22 protein-coding genes are annotated in these 19,564 nt (G+C 38.0%); 12 read left to right on the top strand and 10 right to left on the bottom strand.

Annotation, left to right across the window (positions count from 1 at the left end):
• Window positions 1-29 precede the first annotated feature (29 nt).
• Together AC2YJL_RS09785 and AC2YJL_RS09790 are read right to left on the bottom strand one after the other, a co-directional pair.
• On the bottom strand, window positions 30-326 hold the full coding sequence (locus tag AC2YJL_RS09785) for a hypothetical protein (protein ID WP_230932926.1): 297 nt from the start codon (window positions 324-326) through the stop codon (window positions 30-32).
• A gap of 695 nt (window positions 327-1,021) precedes the next feature.
• A complete protein-coding gene (locus AC2YJL_RS09790; RefSeq protein WP_230932925.1) occupies window positions 1,022-2,341 on the bottom strand; it encodes a DUF2254 domain-containing protein in 1,320 nt (439 codons plus the stop codon).
• A 174-nt stretch (window positions 2,342-2,515) separates the two neighbouring features.
• On the opposite strand from AC2YJL_RS09790, the gene AC2YJL_RS09795 reads away from it, so the two are divergent.
• Complete coding sequence (locus AC2YJL_RS09795) at window positions 2,516-2,962, top strand: DUF4385 domain-containing protein (protein WP_195696707.1); 447 nt, start codon at window positions 2,516-2,518, stop codon at window positions 2,960-2,962.
• Here AC2YJL_RS09795 and AC2YJL_RS09800 read toward each other — a convergent pair whose 3' ends face one another.
• On the bottom strand, window positions 2,963-4,276 hold the full coding sequence (locus AC2YJL_RS09800) for a hemolysin family protein (protein ID WP_230932924.1): 1,314 nt from the start codon (window positions 4,274-4,276) through the stop codon (window positions 2,963-2,965).
• Window positions 4,277-4,544: 268 nt separating this feature from the next.
• Here AC2YJL_RS09800 and AC2YJL_RS09805 point away from each other — a divergent pair, with 268 nt between their 5' ends.
• The gene (locus AC2YJL_RS09805) at window positions 4,545-6,578 is read left to right on the top strand and encodes a Na+/H+ antiporter (protein WP_050690517.1); all 2,034 of its coding nucleotides are present in this window, start codon (window positions 4,545-4,547) and stop codon (window positions 6,576-6,578) included.
• 47 nt (window positions 6,579-6,625) lie between these two features.
• Here the strand turns inward: AC2YJL_RS09805 and AC2YJL_RS09810 are convergent, their stop codons facing one another.
• Complete coding sequence (locus tag AC2YJL_RS09810; RefSeq protein ID WP_369360988.1) at window positions 6,626-7,162, bottom strand: histidine phosphatase family protein; 537 nt, start codon at window positions 7,160-7,162, stop codon at window positions 6,626-6,628.
• A gap of 263 nt (window positions 7,163-7,425) precedes the next feature.
• Between AC2YJL_RS09810 and AC2YJL_RS09815 the strand changes: the two genes are divergently transcribed.
• Window positions 7,426-8,307 carry a M23 family metallopeptidase gene (locus AC2YJL_RS09815; protein WP_195696710.1) on the top strand — a complete coding sequence of 294 codons (882 nt, stop codon included), beginning with the start codon at window positions 7,426-7,428 and terminating at the stop codon, window positions 8,305-8,307.
• Window positions 8,308-8,337: 30 nt separating this feature from the next.
• On the opposite strand, the gene AC2YJL_RS09820 is transcribed toward AC2YJL_RS09815, so the two are convergent.
• Entirely contained in the window at window positions 8,338-8,796 is a 459-nt protein-coding gene (locus AC2YJL_RS09820) for a hypothetical protein (RefSeq protein ID WP_195696711.1), read from the bottom strand.
• A 199-nt stretch (window positions 8,797-8,995) separates the two neighbouring features.
• Between AC2YJL_RS09820 and AC2YJL_RS09825 the strand changes: the two genes are divergently transcribed.
• From AC2YJL_RS09825 to AC2YJL_RS09840, 4 genes are all read left to right on the top strand, one after another.
• Complete coding sequence (locus AC2YJL_RS09825; protein WP_269067690.1) at window positions 8,996-9,640, top strand: GntR family transcriptional regulator; 645 nt, start codon at window positions 8,996-8,998, stop codon at window positions 9,638-9,640.
• Between the two features lie 78 nt (window positions 9,641-9,718).
• Window positions 9,719-10,750 (top strand): zinc-dependent alcohol dehydrogenase, encoded by a 1,032-nt coding sequence (locus AC2YJL_RS09830; protein ID WP_195696712.1) that lies wholly within the window; start codon window positions 9,719-9,721, stop codon window positions 10,748-10,750.
• The gene (locus AC2YJL_RS09835; RefSeq protein WP_195696713.1) at window positions 10,747-11,508 is read left to right on the top strand and encodes an SDR family oxidoreductase; all 762 of its coding nucleotides are present in this window, start codon (window positions 10,747-10,749) and stop codon (window positions 11,506-11,508) included. Before AC2YJL_RS09830 ends, AC2YJL_RS09835 begins: the two co-directional genes overlap by 4 nt.
• Window positions 11,509-11,570: 62 nt before the next feature.
• Window positions 11,571-11,930: a hypothetical protein gene (locus AC2YJL_RS09840; protein WP_369360985.1), complete on the top strand. Its 360-nt coding sequence runs from the start codon at window positions 11,571-11,573 to the stop codon at window positions 11,928-11,930.
• A gap of 45 nt (window positions 11,931-11,975) precedes the next feature.
• Here AC2YJL_RS09840 and AC2YJL_RS09845 read toward each other — a convergent pair whose 3' ends face one another.
• A complete protein-coding gene (locus tag AC2YJL_RS09845) occupies window positions 11,976-12,206 on the bottom strand; it encodes a hypothetical protein (RefSeq protein WP_195696715.1) in 231 nt (76 codons plus the stop codon).
• A gap of 217 nt (window positions 12,207-12,423) precedes the next feature.
• On the opposite strand from AC2YJL_RS09845, the gene AC2YJL_RS09850 reads away from it, so the two are divergent.
• Window positions 12,424-12,936 carry a P-loop NTPase family protein gene (locus AC2YJL_RS09850; protein ID WP_230932921.1) on the top strand — a complete coding sequence of 171 codons (513 nt, stop codon included), beginning with the start codon at window positions 12,424-12,426 and terminating at the stop codon, window positions 12,934-12,936.
• Window positions 12,937-13,014: 78 nt separating this feature from the next.
• Here AC2YJL_RS09850 and AC2YJL_RS09855 read toward each other — a convergent pair whose 3' ends face one another.
• Window positions 13,015-13,686, bottom strand: a complete 672-nt coding sequence (locus AC2YJL_RS09855) for a glyoxalase (protein WP_251568704.1) — start codon at window positions 13,684-13,686, stop codon at window positions 13,015-13,017.
• A gap of 39 nt (window positions 13,687-13,725) precedes the next feature.
• Window positions 13,726-14,127: a hypothetical protein gene (locus tag AC2YJL_RS09860; RefSeq protein ID WP_028408992.1), complete on the bottom strand. Its 402-nt coding sequence runs from the start codon at window positions 14,125-14,127 to the stop codon at window positions 13,726-13,728.
• A gap of 130 nt (window positions 14,128-14,257) precedes the next feature.
• Between AC2YJL_RS09860 and AC2YJL_RS09865 the strand changes: the two genes are divergently transcribed.
• Both AC2YJL_RS09865 and AC2YJL_RS09870 read left to right on the top strand, forming a co-directional pair.
• Entirely contained in the window at window positions 14,258-15,490 is a 1,233-nt protein-coding gene (locus tag AC2YJL_RS09865; RefSeq protein ID WP_369360982.1) for an MFS transporter, read from the top strand.
• Window positions 15,487-15,933 (top strand): GNAT family N-acetyltransferase, encoded by a 447-nt coding sequence (locus AC2YJL_RS09870; RefSeq protein ID WP_369360980.1) that lies wholly within the window; start codon window positions 15,487-15,489, stop codon window positions 15,931-15,933. The genes AC2YJL_RS09865 and AC2YJL_RS09870 overlap by 4 nt, the downstream gene beginning before the upstream one ends.
• Before the next feature lie 18 nt (window positions 15,934-15,951).
• Here the strand turns inward: AC2YJL_RS09870 and AC2YJL_RS09875 are convergent, their stop codons facing one another.
• Both AC2YJL_RS09875 and AC2YJL_RS09880 read right to left on the bottom strand, forming a co-directional pair.
• Window positions 15,952-16,863 (bottom strand): DMT family transporter, encoded by a 912-nt coding sequence (locus AC2YJL_RS09875; RefSeq protein ID WP_195696719.1) that lies wholly within the window; start codon window positions 16,861-16,863, stop codon window positions 15,952-15,954.
• A gap of 167 nt (window positions 16,864-17,030) precedes the next feature.
• Window positions 17,031-17,177 carry a hypothetical protein gene (locus tag AC2YJL_RS09880; RefSeq protein WP_013057506.1) on the bottom strand — a complete coding sequence of 49 codons (147 nt, stop codon included), beginning with the start codon at window positions 17,175-17,177 and terminating at the stop codon, window positions 17,031-17,033.
• Between the two features lie 220 nt (window positions 17,178-17,397).
• Between AC2YJL_RS09880 and AC2YJL_RS09885 the strand changes: the two genes are divergently transcribed.
• Window positions 17,398-18,288, top strand: coding sequence for a LysR family transcriptional regulator (locus AC2YJL_RS09885; RefSeq protein WP_369360978.1), 891 nt, complete (start codon window positions 17,398-17,400; stop codon window positions 18,286-18,288).
• Window positions 18,289-18,372: 84 nt separating this feature from the next.
• A complete protein-coding gene (locus tag AC2YJL_RS09890; protein ID WP_369360976.1) occupies window positions 18,373-19,545 on the top strand; it encodes an iron-containing alcohol dehydrogenase in 1,173 nt (390 codons plus the stop codon).
• The last annotated feature ends 19 nt before the right edge of the window (window positions 19,546-19,564 follow it).

Here is a 19,564-nt window from a genome sequence, read left to right on the forward strand (position 1 = left end):
GCTTTTTTATAAATGAGAATGAGACAAAGTCAGGGATGCGGCGGTGGAGTATGCATATGTATAAAATGATAGCCTGCTTGGCAGAGCATGACAAAACTAACGCTGAGTACAAGGAGAGGAATTAGCTTGTTTTTTCCTCGTTCTTCATATAGTCCGGCTACGCTTAAAAGGAAGCCAACAGTAGCTAATGGAGGAGAGACGCGAAAGAATAAATCTGCAGCGGTAAACGCTTGATTTGTATATTTATAATAAAAAAATAGACCTGTAATCAATAAAAATAGCCCAATCCAAAACAGCGTAAGTTTTCCAAAAAGGGTTTTAGGCACTGCGATTTCACTCCTTTTGTCAGTCAAGTACCATAAAATACTAGCATAAAATGTTCTGGTTTGCATTAGAGAAAAAGAACGTGAATTATACAATAAGTGTAAAAAAACAGATTTGAAGTAGGAGGAGATGAAGTATTCAAAGCGCTTTATGTAAAAAAATACATATCGTTGGATCTGTTGGAAGTGGAAAAACAACTCTTGCTCGTTTATTATCCCATGAATTAAAAGTTCCTCACTACGAACTTGATAATATTATTATTATGTGGGAACGAACATATGAAGGAGATAAAAGAAGAAGTGAAGCGGATAGAAAAAAGTGTTTACATCATATTTCAGCTTCAAAAGAATGGATTATAGAAGGCGTACACTATACGTGGGTGAATGAAAGTTTTAATAGAGCTGACCTTATTATTTTTCTCGACATCTATTATCTAAAAAGAATATGGTTTATTATAAAAAGGTATGTTCTGCAAAAAGCTAAAATAGAAAAAGCAAATTATGCACCGACGTTTTCTATTTTCATTAAAATGTTTCAGTGGAATGCGGATTTTGAAAAGCAAAGTAAACCTGAAATTTTGCATATCCTTCGTACGTCATATAACGATAAACTTATAATAGTGAAAAAGAGAGAAGAGATAGAGCACTTTATATCGTAAGAAAACGCCGCTCAGTTGATGAGCGGCGTTTTTTGGTTTTTATTCTATCAACATAGAAGCGCCTTTTTTTTCACAAGCTTTTGCAAGGTTTTTGAGCAGCTGATTAAGAAACTCTTTGTCCATTTTAAGCCACTTTTCTTTTTGCAGCCCTTCTACGATATAGGAAGAAAAAAACCACACGTCGTTTTTGATGGCAGAGCGATTTGTTTCAGCGATTACGGTTAATGCCTTAATGACAGCAGACATCACGGAAACATCTTCTTTCCCATAATGGCGAATTTGGTAGAATGCTTTGTACAAATAATCCATAAAAGAAGGTTTTTCTAGCATGACGCGAATGCACCCTTCTTCATCGTAATAATAAGAGGAAGAAGAATAGCTTTTTCCAAGTTTAATAAACACTTGCGTGAGCTGTTCAATGCAGTTAATGGCTGTTTCAGGATCATTAATAGCGGGTGAAATAGCTCTTAATGCAATTTCACTCAGCTTTTGAATCCCTAACTTCACATCTTGAATCGATTCTTGATCATTTGTAATAAACAAACAATGAAGAAATTTTTCGTGTTCTAATGATTGATCGTGATGGATCACGCTTAGCAGAGGTGTGTCTTCTTCGACGTACTCACCGGGTGCTTTTTCAAGTTTCACAATAACATTATGTTTAGATGCTAGTGTAGTTAAATGCTTGAGTTCAATATAGTGAATATATCCTTGTTTGTTACTTTTAATTTGCAGCGTGTTTTCACTATCAAAATTAAGCTGTTCTTCATTTTTTGATTGAGGTGATTTTTGCTGTTCTAGCTGCCGTTCTTCAATGGTTAGCATCGTTTTTTGGGCAATGTTTGAAATTAAGTTGCCGACTTTAATCCAGTTAATGACATGATGAATTAAAAATACAAACATACCTAGACAAATGAAAGCTACCAAAATGGCTAGTGAAGGAACAATGAAAGTGTTGCTGACTTGATTGCTTCGAACTTGAATAAGTAGTACAAGCACGTACACATACCCACCGATAAAAGTGCCAAGCACACGCTGGGTTTTGGCATCTGTATTAAAATTTTGAATCGTTCTAGGAGAAAACTGGCCTACAAACGTAGTCAGTACCACTAACACAGAAGAAAACGTAATCGTCGTCATCGTTAATAAGGAGTTTGACACTGAACTCAAAATAGTATGAGCAAGCTCTTTATCCGTTAGAAATACAGAAGGAACCAACTTTAACCACTGTTTATGAGCTGTTAAAAATCGGTCTATAAACGTACTAATAGTGGCTAAAACAAAAGCAACGATTCCGTATATAGAAGGAGTAATCCAAAAATTAGCTTTGATTCGATTTTGCTGCAGTTTTATTGACATAACGAAATCTCCCGTATCATGATTTAATAAGTTCGGACTTCTTTTAACTCGAAGAAAAAAAGGTAGTCATACTCATCCCCCTATTATTACCCGCATCAGCAGGGGAAAAACTTCTTTAAGAAAAGTTTTGTCATTCATTTGTAAAGGGTAAAGATTAAAAAGGAGGGAAGAGCCGTGGCATTTGATTATTCACTTGATTTTGAGCATGTCGATTTTAGAAAACATCCTGAAAAATATAGAGTAGGAAAAGGCGAGCAAGGAGTTCTGCTTGTTGAGCCCTATAAAAGTGAAATTCTTCCTCATTGGCGATTTCGAACACCTGAAATTGCTGAAGAATCCGCGGATGCTATCTATCAACTTTTTTTAACCTACAAAGAAAAAAACGATTTTGTTGGAATGGATATGGCTCGCAAATTTCTCCAAATGGGATACACGCGATCCAGGCGCTACGCGAACTATAAAGGTGGAAGAAAATACAGCAAAGACGGAGAGCGTAACGAAAGGCAAATTGATGAACAAAAAGCAGAATCGGCGGCTATTTTTATGGAAAAATGGAAGGAAGCACGAGAGAATAAAGAGTACTTGCAGTTAAAAAAAGAGCATCAAAAAAAGTACGGATAATCAGCTGTTATCCGTACTTTTTTTCTTTGTGACTTCGATTCGTTTGATATGGTGATGTTCAATATCAATGACTTTAAACAAAAAACTTTCGTGTGTGATGCTATCACCTTTAGCAAGATCAAACTTTTCGGTCAGCATCCAGCCGCCAATGGTATCAACGTCTTCTTGTTCAATAGTTGTTCCGAGTAAATCATTTACTTCTTCAATCAACACCTTCGCATCGAGTACGTAGTGATTTTCATTCATTTTGTGTACGTCCGGTATTTCATCATCATCAAATTCATCACGAATTTCACCAACAATTTCTTCTAAAATATCTTCTACCGTTACAAGCCCTGTTGTTCCTCCGTACTCGTCTATTAAGATGGCCATGTGAATTCTGTCTTTTTGAATTTTAAGCAATAAGTCGTAAATGGCGATGGAATCAATGACTTGAATGATGGGCTTCATATACGTTTGCACGGTACGTGGTTTAATATCATCTTCTTTTATGTAATCCGCTAATATTTCTTTAATATTAACTAATCCCACCACTTGATCTTTGTTTCCATCTACAACTACTGGATAGCGAGTATATTGCTCTACTCTAGCCATTTTTAAGAATTCTTCTATTGTTTCATCTGCTGATACGCTAACAACTTCTGTACGAGGCACCATGATTTCTTTAGCCGTACGATTATCAAATTCAAAAATATTATTCATGAACTTAAACTCCGATTGATTAATTTCACCGCTCTCATAGCTTTCAGATAAAATAATTCTAAGCTCTTCTTCACTATGAGCTACTTCATTTTCAGAAGCTGGCTTCAGGCCGAATAATCCTACAACGCCTCTGGCTGAGTGGTTTAAAAGCCAAATAAACGGATAAAGTAACTTAGAAAAAAGAATAAGGGGACGGGAAAATAACAGCGTCACTTGTTCGGCTTTTTGAATTGCCACCGTTTTGGGCGCAAGTTCTCCAGCTACCACATTTAAAAATGTGACAATCGAAAAAGCAAGAACAAAAGATATGACATGCGAAAGTGATGTAGCAAAAGGAAGCATGTCAATAAGCGGCTCTAATAAATGACCTACCGTAGGTTCACCTATCCAGCCTAGACCCAGTGCGGTAACCGTAATGCCCAGCTGTGTGGCTGAAAGATAACCATCTAAATTTGATACTACTTTTTTTGCTGCTAAAGCGTTCCGGTTCCCTTCTTCAATTAACTGGTCGATTCTAGTCGACCGTACCCTAATGACGGCAAATTCCGTTGCAACAAAAAAGGCTGTTAATATGATTAATACGATGAATAAGATGACATTTACTGTTTCCAAATTTATCTCCTTACCCCGTTGAAACGGATAAGGGAACACCTCCTTTATAAAAGTTTGATGAGCTGATTTATATGGTAAATAAAGAATATCATGTATACTGTTCCCTTAATCTCCGTAGAAATAAACTTACCGAAAAGAAAGAGCACTTTTTAATAACCCGCAACATTTTTTGGCAGAAAAAGTGTAAACTAAACACTATAAAATGAACGAAAAGAGATAACGTGATACTTTAAAAGGATGTAAATAGAAGTAGGAGTCGATTGTTTTTATGGAATTTTTTCTGACGATATTAGTCTTATTGGCTTTGATTGGTCTATCTAATATCATTAATCATTTTGTACCATTTATTCCTGTTCCATTAGTTCAAATAGCTTTGGGAGCAGGGCTTGCTATCTTGCCATTTGGCGGAGATGTCCATTTGGAGCCTGAATTATTTTTTATTTTATTTATTGCCCCACTATTATTTAATGATGGGAAAAACGTGTCCAGAGCTGCTCTTTGGAAGCTTCGTACACCTATTTTATTACTAGCGCTGGGACTGGTTTTTGTAACGGTGGCAGTAGGGGGATATCTAATCAACTGGCTCATTCCTTCCATTCCATTACCGGCTGCATTTGCACTAGCGGCTATTTTGTCCCCAACAGATGTAGTGGCTGTTGGAGCTATGGCGAGCCGAGTAAAGCTGCCTAAGCGAATTATGCATTTGCTGGAAGGCGAAGGGCTGATGAATGATGCCTCTGGTCTTGTAGCGTTTCAAGTAGCAGTAGCTGCTACCGTAACGGGCGTCTTTTCGATAGTAGATGCTACATTTCAGTTCCTTTGGGTAGCGCTGGGAGGTTTGTTTGTAGGAGCATTTATCGCTTTTCTGATTATCAGACTGCGTGTACTTGTTCGACGTTTAGGAATGGAAGATATTACGATTCATATGTTAATACAAATTCTAACTCCATTCGTTGTCTTCTACATTGCTGAGCATTTTCATTTATCAGGAATCTTGGCAGTTGTAGCAGGCGGGATTGTGCATGCGATTGAGCGCGACCGAGAGGAATCACCTAATCAGCAGCTTAAAGTAGTATCAAAAAGTACTTGGACGGTTATTTTATATTTGTTAAATGGCTTGGTGTTTGTACTGCTTGGTCTGCAAATACCAAAAGTGGCGAAAGCAATTATTCAAGATCCAAACTTTAATAATGGACAAGTGCTTCTTTATATTTTGATTATTACTGTCTTTTTGCTTGTACTACGATTTATTTGGGTAATGGTGTCATGGTCAGTAGGCTGGTATTACAAAAATAACAAGCATCTAAAACCTGAGCCTCGGTCTATTGGCATTATCACGGTTTCAGGTGTACGAGGAGCTGTTACGTTAGCCGGAGCGTTTTCGATTCCATATACGCTTGATAACGGCAGTGATTTTCCGGAACGCTCTCTGATTATTTTTCTAGCAGCAGGCGTTATATTGTTAACCTTAGTTGCGGCAAGTATTCTTTTACCTGTCATTGCGAAAACAGAAAAGGCGCCGAAAAAGCCTGAGCGCAATACAAAAGAGGTTAAAGCACGCATTAAAGTGCACAAAGCTGCTATTCAGCGGTTAAAAAGAGAAATGACCGAGGAAAATCGTGGAGCAGCGCTTTCGTTAATTTCAACGTATAATACAACGATTAATAACATCATTGTTAAAACTCATCCTTTAGAAGCCTCTGAAAACAAACAGTATGAAGAAGAAATTCGATTGCTGGCTCTTCAGGCCAAGGGGAAATTGGTGGAAAAGCTATTAAAAGAGGAAAACATAGACCGTGAGACAGCGTATATTTGTTTGGAACATACGCACAAGCTTGAAATGGCTGTAACCAATCGTGTAAGGTACAAATTATTGGTGAGTTGGATGAGGTTTAAAAAAGTTTTATTATTACTAGTCCGAATTTTTTCACCGAATAAGCAGGCGTTAAGAAAACAAAGCTTGCGAAGAAGAAGCAAAGTGAACAAAGTACGTATTCAAATGATGGAAGAAGCGATAAAGGTCATTAAAGAAAATATGAACGAAGAAAATCGAATGATTTCACTTGCTATCATTAGTGAATACCATAGATCCATGGCAAGACTTAGAAAAGAGAGTACGGAGTATAATTCGGGAAAACGTAAAAAAGCAACGAGAGATTTATGTTATAAAGCGTTTCATACCGAGCGGGAAACGGTGCAAGAACTTTATGAAAAAGGAGAAATCACGCGTGAAATCGCTCATAATATCCGAAAAGATATCGCTTTGCGTGAAGCATTAACAATTGAAGAAAATGGTTATTAAAAAGTCGCAGAGAGTAGTCTCTGCGACTTTTTCTAGTAAGTTTCATTCTATTGCTTTTCAAAAAGATAAAGCTTTCCGTTAACAGCAATATCAAACCGAGGCCCTTTAAAGCCGCGTTTTATAAGTTCTTTACGCATAAACTTCATAATGCCTCCGTGGCTGACAATCAGCAAATCGTCTTCTGACTCGGAAATAGCGCGATCTAGCACTGCTGCTACTTTTCTCTTAGTCTCAGCCATATCTTTACGAGCTTGTTTGTTGATGAGTCCGGACATGCGAAACAGTAATGCCCAGAGGATAAAAGGAAGTTTAAATTTTACTGGAATAATAGGCATAGGTATTTCTCTAAGTTCCGGAAGAAGCGTGATCTCTTGTTTATAAATATGCTTTGCCGTTTTGTGTGCTCGCGGCATATCGCTTGAAAAACAGCGTTTCCATTCGATATTATTCAAATCAGTCTCTCCATACGTAATATCTGATTCATCATATTCCTGAAACCAAGTCACTAGTTCATCAGTGGATAAGCGGTTGTTTTCTGGAAGCCCTTTGTTTACTTCGTAATGACGTACTAATGCTACTTTCATTGTGAAATCTCCTTAAAATCTAAGCGCCAAAAATACTTATTCGGCGCAGCTTGATTTTCTTATTTAACGTTATTTTCATCATGCTGCACCTCCTTTCAAATATTTGTAAAATAAGTATAAAATGTATTGAGGAAATTGTAAATACGGCATAGAAGAAGATTTTGAGATAGAATAACTGGAAAATGAAACCTTTTCACAACGTAAAACGTATTACTTATAGATAATTCAAACAAATTGAAATACATATAAAAGGGTGGATTATAATGATGGATACAGAGAGAAAAGTGAACATCAGAGAAGAGTTTGGAACATTATTTGCACAAGGGGATTTTAAGAAGCTTTATGATTGTGTAAGCGAAGAATTTAAACGTCAAGTTTCGCTTCAGCAATTTTTAGAGCAGAGCAAATTGTTTAATCAAGGAGAACAGTTCTACAGACTAGAAACAAATCTCTATTTAACTCCTCAAATTGAGCAGTTTATTTGGTTAAATTCTAGGCAGACAAAATTCATCAGCGTCATGTTTGATGAACATAACATTATACAAGCACTTGTGATTGCTCCTATAGAATCATTTTCAGAGAGAGATCGATGGAGTACAAACAAATATACGATGCCGATTCAAAGTGAATGGTTTGTCTATTGGGGAGGAAAGCATGAGGTGTTGAACTATCACCATCCAGTCGAAAACCAAAGGTATGCGTATGATTTAGTCGTGCGAAAAGGAAAGCAAAGCTATAAAAATGATGGAACGAAAAACGAAGATTACTATGCTTATGGAAAAAAAGTTGTAGCGCCGCTTGAAGGAGTCGTTATCACAGCAGCTGATGGTCAAGAAGATAATGAAATTGGACACACGAATAAAAAAAATCCTTTAGGAAATCACGTTATCATTGAGCATGAAGGAAAAGAATACAGCGTGCTTGCACATTTGAAGAAAGGAACGGTTTCTGTGAAAAAAGGAGACGTGGTTCGTAAAGGAACGCTGCTTGGAAGATGTGGAAATTCCGGGAATTCATCCGAACCTCACATTCATTTTCACGTCATGGATGCCTCTGACATCGAAACGTCAAAAAGTTTGCAAATTCAGTTTCATGCGGCCGTTGAACCGATTCGCGGAGATACGGTTATTCCATTTTTTTATTGATTAAAAAGCCATAGCGTTTGCTGTGGCTTTTTATGCAGGGCTTTCCTCAAATATAAAGTCAAGCATCCGTTGAAACAAGTAAAGGATAATGGCTACGGTAGTCATGACAAGGAAAAGCCCAAAATGACTGATATCATACAGATTATAAAGCCCAATTTTAGCGAGAAAAGGAACAATAACATAACCATGAATCAAATCCAAAATAATGTTAACAATTATGTACAAGATAAACCCGGGATACGTAAGGTAAAAGACAAAGATCGTAATCACAATATGAAGGCAATAAATCGTTGCTCCCATGCTAGTAAGAAAAAATACGTTTTCTTGAACCGTCCACCAGTGCATTTTTTCCGCTACTTGATAGGCGATTGTCATCATTAATGCAGCAAATAGCCCTACAGTAAAAAATCGTTTAACACGCTGTTTATCAAGCAGCAGCAGTAAAAACCATGGAATAACAAGAATCCCCCATAATATCATTTGATTCATTCATCTTCCCACCTTTTATTTATCAGTAGTTCTTAGTGTAAGAAAGAATTGTAAAAATATACATTCTATAAAGAAAGCGTTTACAATTGGGTTTCTTATCTCTATACTAAATCTTGAATACTTGTATACAAGTTGGCTAAGGAAGTGATGACACATTAAAAAGGTAACCTACCCGGAAAGATGGCTTCGCGGAGCCTCGCTGGGAGAACAAGTTGTTAGCAAATTAAGAATTCAAATTATGAGCGGCGAGCTAAAGAAAGGAACCATTCTATCGGAAAATCAGCTCTCGGCAGAGTTTGGAATGAGTCGATCTCCTATAAGAGAAGCACTGCGAGTCCTTTCAAACGAAGGGCTTATTGAATTGCAGCGAATGGGAGCAGTTGTTATTGGTTTAACAACTAGGGATTTAAACGAGCTGTACGATGTTCGTCTGCTTTTAGAACATTTTGTCTTAGAACGTTTATCTGAAGTCAACCATGATTCGCTTATTAAAAAGCTTGAGCAAAGCATTGATCAAATGAACATGGCAGCTAAATACGATGACTATGTAGAGTTTGCTTATCAAGATTTGCGGTTTCATGAGCTCGTGATTATCGAAGCAGACCACAAGCGGATATTAAAATTGTGGGAAAGCATCCGTGAAATTATTTTAGCTGCTCTTTTAATTACCACTGAAAAAAGGTTTCGAGATGATAAAGCAGCTGTGCTCCCACTGATAAAGCAGCATCATGAAATGATTAAAGCATTAAAGTCTCAAAATACAGAACGCATTCAAGATGAAGTGAAGCGTCACTTTGAAGACACGCGAAATACGATAACAGCTTCACTTTTGAATGAAGCATAAAAAAGGGATAAAAAATTCAAAATGTTTTGGACCTTTTTATCTTCAAGTTGTCGACAAGTATACAAAGGGGATGGAGAAATGAAAGCAGGTGTCTACGTTTCAGAAACAAAAACCGTTATGCAGCAAAAAGCGAAACCGGTTATAAAAGAAGGAGAAGCGCTTGTAAAAGTATCTCATGCTGGAATTTGCGGAACGGATATGATGATTTATTTTGGAAAACATCCTAGAGCACAAGCGCCGCTTATTATGGGACATGAATTCAGCGGAGTTATAGAAGAGATCCGAGGGGAAACAACATTTTCTTTAGGTGACCGCGTAGCAGTTGAACCTACGCTTAGCTGTGGAATATGCGAAGCATGTGTAAAAGGACAGTTTCACGTCTGTAAAAAGTTAAAATTAATTGGCATTGATCAAGATGGAGGCTTCGCGCAGTACGTGGCTGTTCCAGTGAACCGCCTTCACCTCTTGCCAGAGAAACTGTCTAGCGAGCATGCCGCTCTTGCAGAACCTGTAGCAGTTGCCGTACATACAGTACGACGCTCGCGGTTGAAAGTAGGAGACCAAGCTGTCATTTTAGGAGCAGGACCTATTGGACTGCTGATCGGGATGATTGCGAAACGAGCAGGAGCAAAAAAAGTAATGATCTCAGATATTAGTTCTTATCGCTTAGCTAAAGCGAAAGAACTTGGCTTTATACCTATTGATGCAGCAAAAAAAGACGTTGTAAAAGAAGTACAGTTGCTTACGAGCAACGTTGGTGCAGACGTTGTGTTTGAAGTAGCCGGAAATCAAATGACAGCAAAACAAATGGTTGAAACAAGCCGTATTCAAGGAGAGATTGTGGTGGTGAGCGTATACAAAAAAGCTCCAGAAGTAGATTTAGCAGCGATGCACTTTAAAGAAATTTCATTAACTACAACGAGATGTTATACAAGGGAAGATTTTCAGACGGCTATTGATTTACTGGCAAGCGGTGAAATAGCAGCAGATTCTTTAATTTCTCATAAGCTGCCGCTTGAAGATATTCAAGCAGGGTTTGAGTTTATGCAGCGGCCTGATGAATCACTTAAGGTTTTATTTGCACCAAACGGAGAGGGGAATGAACAATGACAGTAGATTTGTTTTCTTTAGATGGTAAAGTAGCAGCGATTACGGGGGCAACAAGAGGAATTGGAAGGTCAATGGCGATTGCTTTGGCAGAAGCAGGTTCGGATATAGCTCTTTTGCAGCGATCAAAGGAATTTCTTGGAGTAAAAGAAGAAATTGAACGTCTCGGAAGAAAATGTTTTATTGTTAATTGCGATCTAGAAAATGCTTCTGAAGTAAGCGAAGCGATCTCATCGGTTGTTGCTTATTTTGGCAAGCTCGATATTTTAGTGAACAATGCGGGCATTCAAAGACGTTCACCCGCTGTAGACTTTGCAGAAGAAGATTGGGAAGCTGTTATCAATGTTAATTTAAAAACCGTATGGCTGTTATGTCAGCAGGCAGGCCGCCAAATGCTTAAACAAGGAAGCGGAAAAATCATTAATATGGCATCTTTGCTTTCTTACCAAGGAGGTATTACCGTTCCGGCCTATGCTGCAGCAAAAGGCGGAGTTGCTCAGCTTACAAAGGCTTTATCTAATGAATGGGCAGCAAAAGGCGTAAATGTTAATGGAATTGTACCAGGGTATATTGCTACTGATATGAATGAAGCACTTATTAACGATGAAACGCGCAGCAGACAAATCATTGAACGTATTCCCGCAGGCAGATGGGGGCAAGCAGATGATTTTAAAGGAGCGGTTGTCTTTTTAGCATCTGATGCATCTGCTTATATTCATGGGCACTTACTTGCTGTAGACGGAGGATGGCTAGGAAGATAACGCATGAATGAACGAATTTTTTCATATCATGAACAAACTTAATTAAAAGGAGCGTTCGTGGTATGAAAAGGTGGATGTTAAATGTGGGTATTTCTGTCACAGTGCTCATAACTGCTTGGGCGGTGTATACAAAGCCTGAAGAGAAAGAGGTTTCGCTATTTTCTTACGATCAGCCTTCTATATTTGTTCAAAAAGAAAGCACAGACTTTGAAAAAGTGTTAAAAGCTTTTTTGACGCAGCATGGCTTTCAAGAAGTTAGGGTGCTGAATAACTATGCGGAAGCTCAAATTCTGATTCTTCTACCCCGCGAACACCTTTCTTCCCATAAGAAAAGGGAAATTCAGCAAATGGTAAATCAAGTTGCCAAACAGTATTACGTTCATCCTGATGTAGTTAATGTTCAGCTATATGAAAAAAAGTAAAAAGCCTTTTAGAAAGGGGAATCACCCCTCGATAAAAGGCTTTTTTTACTCTTTTTTCTTCTCTTGTTCAGCGAGCCCTTCTTGTCTCTTAAAATGTGATTTTCCTAACGCATACACAAAACTAAAAAACAAAGGAAGTAAAATAGTTAGCAGCACAAGGCGGGTAAGCATATCGCCCAGATCATTTCTCGTTAAGTAAATATTAATAGCTGCAATGACAATATAAATAAAAATACCGAGGTTTCGTAAAAATCTCTTTAGCATAGATGCATTCATTTTTTTCACCTTACTTTTATATACTCACATTTAAGGTAAAGGAAACGATTCATAAAAGCAACCTATTTACTACAAAGAAAGAAGGAATATAGGAATTTATGATGAATATTTATAGGTTGCCTGAAAATTATGGGGATAAAAATCCTAACATGAAGCCGTTTTATAAAGCTGCCTTCTCTTCAATCAGCTTTATTTCTTAAAAAGGTAAGGTGATGAGATGAAAAGAGTACTGGTAATGGGCGTTTCTCCAGGAGTAGGAAAGTCTACATTTGCCAAGAAATTAGGGGAAAAGCTTGATCTAGAAGTATATCATTTAGACAGCTTGTATTGGCAGCCTGGCTGGATGGAAAGAGACAATGATAGCTTTAGAGAATTGCAGGAGCACATTATAAAAAAAGACAGCTGGATTATCGACGGGAACTATAGCAATTCGTATGACGTGCGAGTGAAGCGTGCAGATACCATTATTTATTTAGAGCTGCCGCTAATCGTTTGTGTGTACCGAGTAATAAAGCGAAGAATCGTATATGCAAGAAAAACGCGTGAAGATATGGCAAAAGGATGCCCTGAAAAAGTAGATTGGTCATTTTTTACGTTTATTCTTACTACGTATCGAGAACGGCAAAAAAAGATGAGAAACCGGTTTAAAAAGCTTAAAAATGATGAGGATTGCAAGATTTTTATGCTGATGAACAGAAAGGACATCGAGAACTATATATACAACCTATAAGGGGAGTATGTGCTGAATTTTGAACAAAAATAGCCACGTAACAAGTTCGCTTGTTACGTGGCTTTATTAAAAAAACAATCATTCTTGCGTAATCTTCAACATTCCTTCTTCGTCGAGCGCAACTGTTAGAGAATGATTGACCTTTGCCATTAAAGGATGAACTTCAGAGTCTCGGTTCGAAAAAAACCACCGTCTTTTAGGCGTTCCTACAAGAAAAAACGCACTGCCGCTTCCTAAAAAGTTAAAGGTCTCGTTTAATAGCCTGTTGTTGCGCACGGTGATACCGGAGTTAATAAGCTGTGTCCCTACAGAGTGGACATGAGGAGTTGTCAAGTTGATTTCTCCTATGCTTAAAAGCGACTTAGAAGAAAAGGGGTCCTTGGATGACGGGCAGTCCGAATGTCTTGAAATGTATTCAACAATATTATGAGCAGGGTCTTCAAAATAAAACGAATGAGCATCAAACGCTTCAAAATAAATCTCATCTTTCTTCTCTTCCGTATTGAGTATGACTCTCTGAGTAGCCCATTGCTTTGCTTCCATAAAACGGTTTGCTGGAACATTAAAAGCAAAATGGTAAAAGGGCTTTGTATGTAGAGAACTTGCTTTAAAGGTTAGCTCACTTTCACCAACCTTGATGGAAAAAGAACGCGGTGAAGCGGCGGTTAATGGAAAATCGAGAGAATTTACATAAAAATCCTTCATTGTGTCCAATAAGTGGGTGTACAGGACAGCTTGATTAATGATCATAAACCATTCCTCCTCGTTTAAGCGTTGTCTAAAATGGTATTACACGAATTTTTCGCTCTCTTTTTGATTACTGCTTTTCCAATGAAGCTGAAAAGAGCCTTTATGCTCAGAGCCTACAAAATTAATACGATATCTCCTCGTTTTTTCAGGTGTTAAATAAAGAGAGTTATTAGTCATTTCAAAAAATCGTGTCTGTTTTGGATCTTCTACGTACAGGGACAGGTCTCCGCTTTTGGTATTTTTAGATAGCGTAAAAGCGTAGGTTACACCTTTTTTGAGTTTAATGCTCCGGGAGTAGCGGCCCGTAAAGCTGTCGTATTCGCCAAAGAAAACCTCACTTCGTTCCTTTTTTATTTTGCCTCCTACAATTTGATTTTCCTGACCGTTAAAGTTAATAAGTAAAAAAGCGATAAGAACAATAAGAAAACTATATTTAAACATAAAAACCTCCATCTACTAAATTATAGATAGTTTTGGATTTCGTCAAATAGTGTTATAGTTTAAAAGGGAAAAATTAACAAAAAGTGAATTATCTTTTTACATGTTATGTCTAACAGAAAGGAGGAAAGAATTGACACAGCGTTTTTATCTTTTAGCAGCAAGTCAAGTAACCGCAAATGTAGGTTTTGTTCTTTATACAATGGCCGTCACTTCTTATATAAAGGAAAACACCGGTTCAACAGCTCTTGCGTCGATGATTACGATGACGAGCTTACTTGCACGGCTCCTTAGCGGCCTTAGCGTACCTTTACTAGCCGATACGTATAAATCCCTTCACATTATGCGGTCTGTTCAAATGATGCAGATAGGTATGCTTGTTGGATTGTATGTGCTGCTTACACAAGAATTTACAGTCACAGTACTAACGATGGGTTTTATCATTGTTGGAATCATTTCTTTTTTGAACGGCTTTTTTTCCATTTTTAAAACGTCAGTTGTACACAGCTTAGTAAATGACAGTCAAAGAATGCAGGCGAATAGCTTGCTTTCAACAATTGATCAAACTTTTCTGTTTGCAGGGTGGTCGCTTGGTGGTTTCGTTTTGTCCTTAACGGGATCCACTCAGTCTCTATTTATAACGGCAGGTCTTCTATCGATTTCATTTGTTTGCTTACTGTTTATAAAAGAAGTCCATACATACAAACAAACACAAAATCGAAGAGTGGCAAAACTAATGGAAGGATGGCGCATTTTATGGATAGATAAACGCATCAGAGCCCTCGTTATAATGGACATCATCGAGTCGCTTTTTGGAACCATTTGGATTGGAGCTATTACTCTTTCTTTTGTGAAAGAAGTGCTTGAAAAAGGAGAAGCGTGGTGGGGATATATAAACGGTGCGTATTATTTTGGAAGCATAGTTGGAGGAATTATTGTGTACCGAATGTCTTCTATGGTAAGAGGAAGGCTTTTGCTTTTTATGTTCTTAGGCTCAATTGGTTATGCTGTTTTAACCGGTTTTTACGGTCTAGTAACGAACCCGTATCTAGCTTTAGTACTTTTGATAATGATGGGTCCTGCCTATCAGCTTCGAGATGTAGCTCAGGAAACCATTTATCAAAATACCTGCAGCAACGGGATGCTTCCTAAAGTAATAGCGGCAAAATCAACTCTTGTACAGGCTGTGTTTATACTTTCCATAGCATTTGTAGGGACAGTAGCCGATCTGTTTGGGGTAAGGTTTGTATATCTATTTTCAAGCTTCATGCTGCTGTTAACGGCTCTGATAGGCGTGGCAGCGTTAGTGTATAACAAGCATTCTATTGAAATAAAATCACCTGCTGAACGGCGAGAGAATATATGAAAATCATCAGGCTAACGTATCTTATGGAGCATGATATAAAAGAACTGCTAATGGAAAGTCAGCAAGAAGGTTTTGCCTTTCTTACAAAGCTAATAGCAGAATATAAAAATGGTCAAAACATATTTAACAAAACAAGAGAAAGGTTGTGGGGAGTTTACGGTGAACAAAACCAATTAATAGCCGTAGCGGGCCTTAATCAAGATCCTTACAGTAAGTGTGCTAACGTTGGAAGAGTAAGAAGCTTTTATGTTTCAGCTCAGTTTCGGAGAAAGGGTATGGGCAAGCGACTTTTAAAAGAGGTCATTCACTATGCAGAGGACTATTATGACACCCTCGTTCTCTATACAAATAACGCTCAGAAAAAATCTGAGCGTTATTCATTACCATTCATATTGCCAATTAGGTTTCTATTTACATGGATTTTAGCATTTTTTCCGTATTGACCAAACCTGTTACTCTTTTTAGTTTGCTTTTTTTAGTTTAAGAGCTGTTTTAGGAGCAGGGCTTTTTTTGACAATATATAAACCGCTAAAAATAATAAGTCCTCCAAGTAGCTGCATAGCATTGATGGTCTCTCCAATGGCTACAGCAGCAAAAACAACGGCAAACAAAGGAATAACATACATATAAACCATTACTTTTGTAGAGCCAATTTTTCCAATTCCTACATACCACATCACGAGTCCGTACACCGTCACAAATAGAACAGAGTATGCCAGAGAGCTCCAGCTGACTATATCTGTGGGCCATACAAGTGTTTGATAGGTGAAAAGACAGTAGACAGTAAGCGGAATAGCGCCGATTAAAGCAGACCACGCAGTCACGCGCAAGGCAGAATATTTTACGACTAAAGGTTTTGCTAAAATCGGGTACCAGCCCCAAGCAATGGCTGCCACAATCCCCATGATGTTTCCGAACCATGCAAGCTGCGACAGCGCATGACTAGAGTGACCAAACAGTAGTACAAACGCAGCCCCGAAAAAAGCAAGCACAGAGCCTAGCTGTGTTTTTAACGAAAAAGCTTCATGCTTATATAATATAGCTAGGATTCCTGTGAAAATAGGAGACATGGAAATAAGTAAAGAAGCATTTGTAGCTGTCGTATACTTAACAGATACCATAAACAGCGTTTGATAGAGCGTAACGCCTACTATGCTGACCGCTATTAAACGTCCCCAGTCTTTTTTTTCGATCCGAATGCCTCGCTCTACTATTCCTGTAATAAGTAAAAGAATAGGAGCAACCATTATAAAACGCAGTGCGCTAAATTGAATGGAAGACATATGAGCAACTCCAAATTTTCCGATTGTATAATTGGCTCCCCAAATTAACGCCACGGATAATAATATCCATTCCAGCCAGCCTTTTTTCATGTAATCACCTCGAGTAAGTATAGAAACTAAATAAGTGCGAATATCCTTAGTTACAAAGTATACAGGAAGAAATTATGTAAAAGGCCAGCCAATTCAGCTATTTTTATCTCATCCACTTGTTTTTAATACAAACAAAAAAGCAGCTACATTAGCTGCGTTCATGACTGTTATCCACATTGTTCTATCTCATCTAATCGCACAAGTTCGACTTTAAAAGCATGATCAATCGGTCGAATTTCACAGTATCCTGAATCATATACGTGAATTAGTACAAAGCGTTTTCCTTTATATAATACTTCTTTGTAGGCTGTCACGAGATACACCCTTTCTTTTCATAGGTTTGTTTTTCATTCTATGAACAAAAAACGGCGTAATTGCCTAATATAAAAAGAATTTTTAAGGTTGATAAAATTGCTTGGCAAAACGAGTTCGCTTATACTGTACTGTGATTCTATTTACGTATAAGTTCTAATTACTAGAACAGCTTTAGCATATGGACAACGAAACCAAACAGCAGTACATAAGGAGCAGCATATGGATATTAATTATTTATATACATTTAAAGAAGTAGCGAAGTGGGGGAGCTATACACGAACGGGCGAGGAGTTAGGGTATGCTCAGTCAAGCGTTACCACTCATATAAAAAAATTAGAGGATCATTACGGTCAAAAACTATTTGAACGAACAGGGCAAAAAATGAAGCTGACTCAGCCTGGTGAAGAATTGCTTTATTATGTGAATCAAGTAACCGAGTTATTAAATGAAGCAAAAGAGCGCCTTACTACGAACGAAGATGCTAGAGGAACCGTTTCAATAGGAACCGTGGAGTCGCTGGCCGCTTATTTTATTACACCGTATATTCGTGAATTAAAAAAGCAGCACCCTTCTCTAAAGATTATGCTAGAAGCGGGGTTATGTCCAAATTTAACACAAGGGATTATTGACGGAAAGTATGATGTAGCCGTTTTGCTTGATCGCCTTCAAGCATCTTCAAGCTTAGAAGTAATTCCTATTCGAAAAGAAAAGATGGTTATGATTGCTTCGCCTTCCCATTCTTTTAGTAAAAGAAACAGCGTTCTAATGGAAGAATTTGAGGGAGAGACCATCATTTTAACTGAGAGCGGCTGCCCTTATCGCACGCTTTTAGAAGAGATGATGCGCAGCAGCGGTATTCATATGCAATCGGTCATCTCGTTTAGCAGTCTTGAAGCGATTAAACAGTGCGTAGCGGATAATTTAGGTATTGCTCTTGTACCGGAAATAGCGGTAAAACAAGAGATGGAAAGTGGAAAACTGATTAAAGTCCCGTTTGACCACGAAGAATTTTATCTTTATTCACAGCTTATATTCAAAAAGAAAAAATGGCTGACGGCACCTATTCAACAATTTATTTCACTTGTTAAAGAAGGTTATCAAAAATATTGATAATAGATATAGAGAATCTTCAATAATGATGAAGTAGTTTTCGTGCTACACTTTTTATAAAACATGAAACTAGAGGTGTAGAACATGAATATATTTTTGCAGCACAATCCTACAAAATTATACTTTGGAAAAAATCAAATTACGAAGCTATCGCAAGAGCTTGCTTCTTATCATAAACAAGTAAACGTTCTGTTAGTATACGGAGGAGGAAGTATCAAACGAAATGGCGTATACGACGAAGTGAAAGCTGAACTTCAGTCTATTAACGCGGTTGTTCACGAGCTGTCTGGTGTAGAACCTAATCCTCGTTTGACTACGGTAGCTAAAGGCGTGGACATCTGTAAAAAAGAAAACATTGATTTTCTTTTAGCCGTTGGGGGAGGAAGTGTAATCGATTGTACAAAAGCTATTGCAGCTGGAGCCGTGTATGAAGGAAATACATGGGACTTAATTACACGTAAAAAAGAGATTACAGATGCGCTTCCTTTTGGAACGGTCTTAACACTTGCAGCAACTGGGTCTGAAATGAATTCAACTTCTGTTATAACAAATTGGGAAACAAAAGAAAAGCTCGGATGGACGTCTTCTCACGTATTTCCCGTCTTTTCTATTTTAGATCCGTCGTACACATTTTCAGTGCCGCGCGATCAAACCGTCTATGGAATTGTTGACAGTATGTCGCATGCGCTTGAACACTATTTTCATCGCACGGAAAATACGCCGATGATCGACGGCTTTATTGAATCTTTACTAAGAACGGCTGTAAAAGAAGGTCCTAAGCTTCTTAAAGACCTGACTTCTTATAAGTATCGTGAAACAATGATGTATATCAGCACGACGGCATTTAACGGAAGCTTAGCAAACGGAACGGACGGGGGAGACTGGGCTACTCATCGTATTGAACATGCTCTGTCGGCCGTATATGATATTCCCCACGGAGGCGGTCTTGCTATCTTGTTTCCTAACTGGCTGGAGCACGTCTTAAAAGAAGATCCTTCTCGTGTAAAACAATTGGCTGTAAATGTATTTGGCATTGATCCAGCAGGAAAAAGCGATGAAGAAACAGCAATGGAAGGAGCAAAAGCGCTTCGCACTTTCTGGAATGACTTAGGAGCTCCGAACAGCTTGCGTGATTATGATATTGATGATGCTGAATTTGATGCGATTGTTGAAAAGACCTTTGTAAAACCAGGTGTTGGAACTTATAAAGAGCTTGATCATGCAAGCGTTAGAGATATTCTAGAAAGATCCAAATAAAAAAGACGAGCTGCCTGCT

Source organism: Priestia sp. SRI_019 (genome assembly GCF_057586255.1).

Coding starts and splice junctions, on each gene's coding strand:
- AC2YJL_RS09790 (WP_230932925.1), bottom strand. CDS start 2,341: ATGTCAATAAAACTGCAGCAAAATCGAATCAAAGCTAATTTTTGGATT.
- AC2YJL_RS09805 (WP_050690517.1), top strand. CDS start 4,545: ATGGAATTTTTTCTGACGATATTAGTCTTATTGGCTTTGATTGGTCTA.
- AC2YJL_RS09810 (WP_369360988.1), bottom strand. CDS start 7,162: ATGAAAGTAGCATTAGTACGTCATTACGAAGTAAACAAAGGGCTTCCA.
- AC2YJL_RS09815 (WP_195696710.1), top strand. CDS start 7,426: ATGATGGATACAGAGAGAAAAGTGAACATCAGAGAAGAGTTTGGAACA.
- AC2YJL_RS09820 (WP_195696711.1), bottom strand. CDS start 8,796: ATGAATCAAATGATATTATGGGGGATTCTTGTTATTCCATGGTTTTTA.
- AC2YJL_RS09830 (WP_195696712.1), top strand. CDS start 9,719: ATGAAAGCAGGTGTCTACGTTTCAGAAACAAAAACCGTTATGCAGCAA.
- AC2YJL_RS09835 (WP_195696713.1), top strand. CDS start 10,747: ATGACAGTAGATTTGTTTTCTTTAGATGGTAAAGTAGCAGCGATTACG.
- AC2YJL_RS09840 (WP_369360985.1), top strand. CDS start 11,571: ATGAAAAGGTGGATGTTAAATGTGGGTATTTCTGTCACAGTGCTCATA.
- AC2YJL_RS09845 (WP_195696715.1), bottom strand. CDS start 12,206: ATGAATGCATCTATGCTAAAGAGATTTTTACGAAACCTCGGTATTTTT.
- AC2YJL_RS09850 (WP_230932921.1), top strand. CDS start 12,424: ATGAAAAGAGTACTGGTAATGGGCGTTTCTCCAGGAGTAGGAAAGTCT.
- AC2YJL_RS09855 (WP_251568704.1), bottom strand. CDS start 13,686: ATGATCATTAATCAAGCTGTCCTGTACACCCACTTATTGGACACAATG.
- AC2YJL_RS09860 (WP_028408992.1), bottom strand. CDS start 14,127: ATGTTTAAATATAGTTTTCTTATTGTTCTTATCGCTTTTTTACTTATT.
- AC2YJL_RS09870 (WP_369360980.1), top strand. CDS start 15,487: ATGAAAATCATCAGGCTAACGTATCTTATGGAGCATGATATAAAAGAA.
- AC2YJL_RS09875 (WP_195696719.1), bottom strand. CDS start 16,863: ATGAAAAAAGGCTGGCTGGAATGGATATTATTATCCGTGGCGTTAATT.
- AC2YJL_RS09885 (WP_369360978.1), top strand. CDS start 17,398: ATGGATATTAATTATTTATATACATTTAAAGAAGTAGCGAAGTGGGGG.
- AC2YJL_RS09890 (WP_369360976.1), top strand. CDS start 18,373: ATGAATATATTTTTGCAGCACAATCCTACAAAATTATACTTTGGAAAA.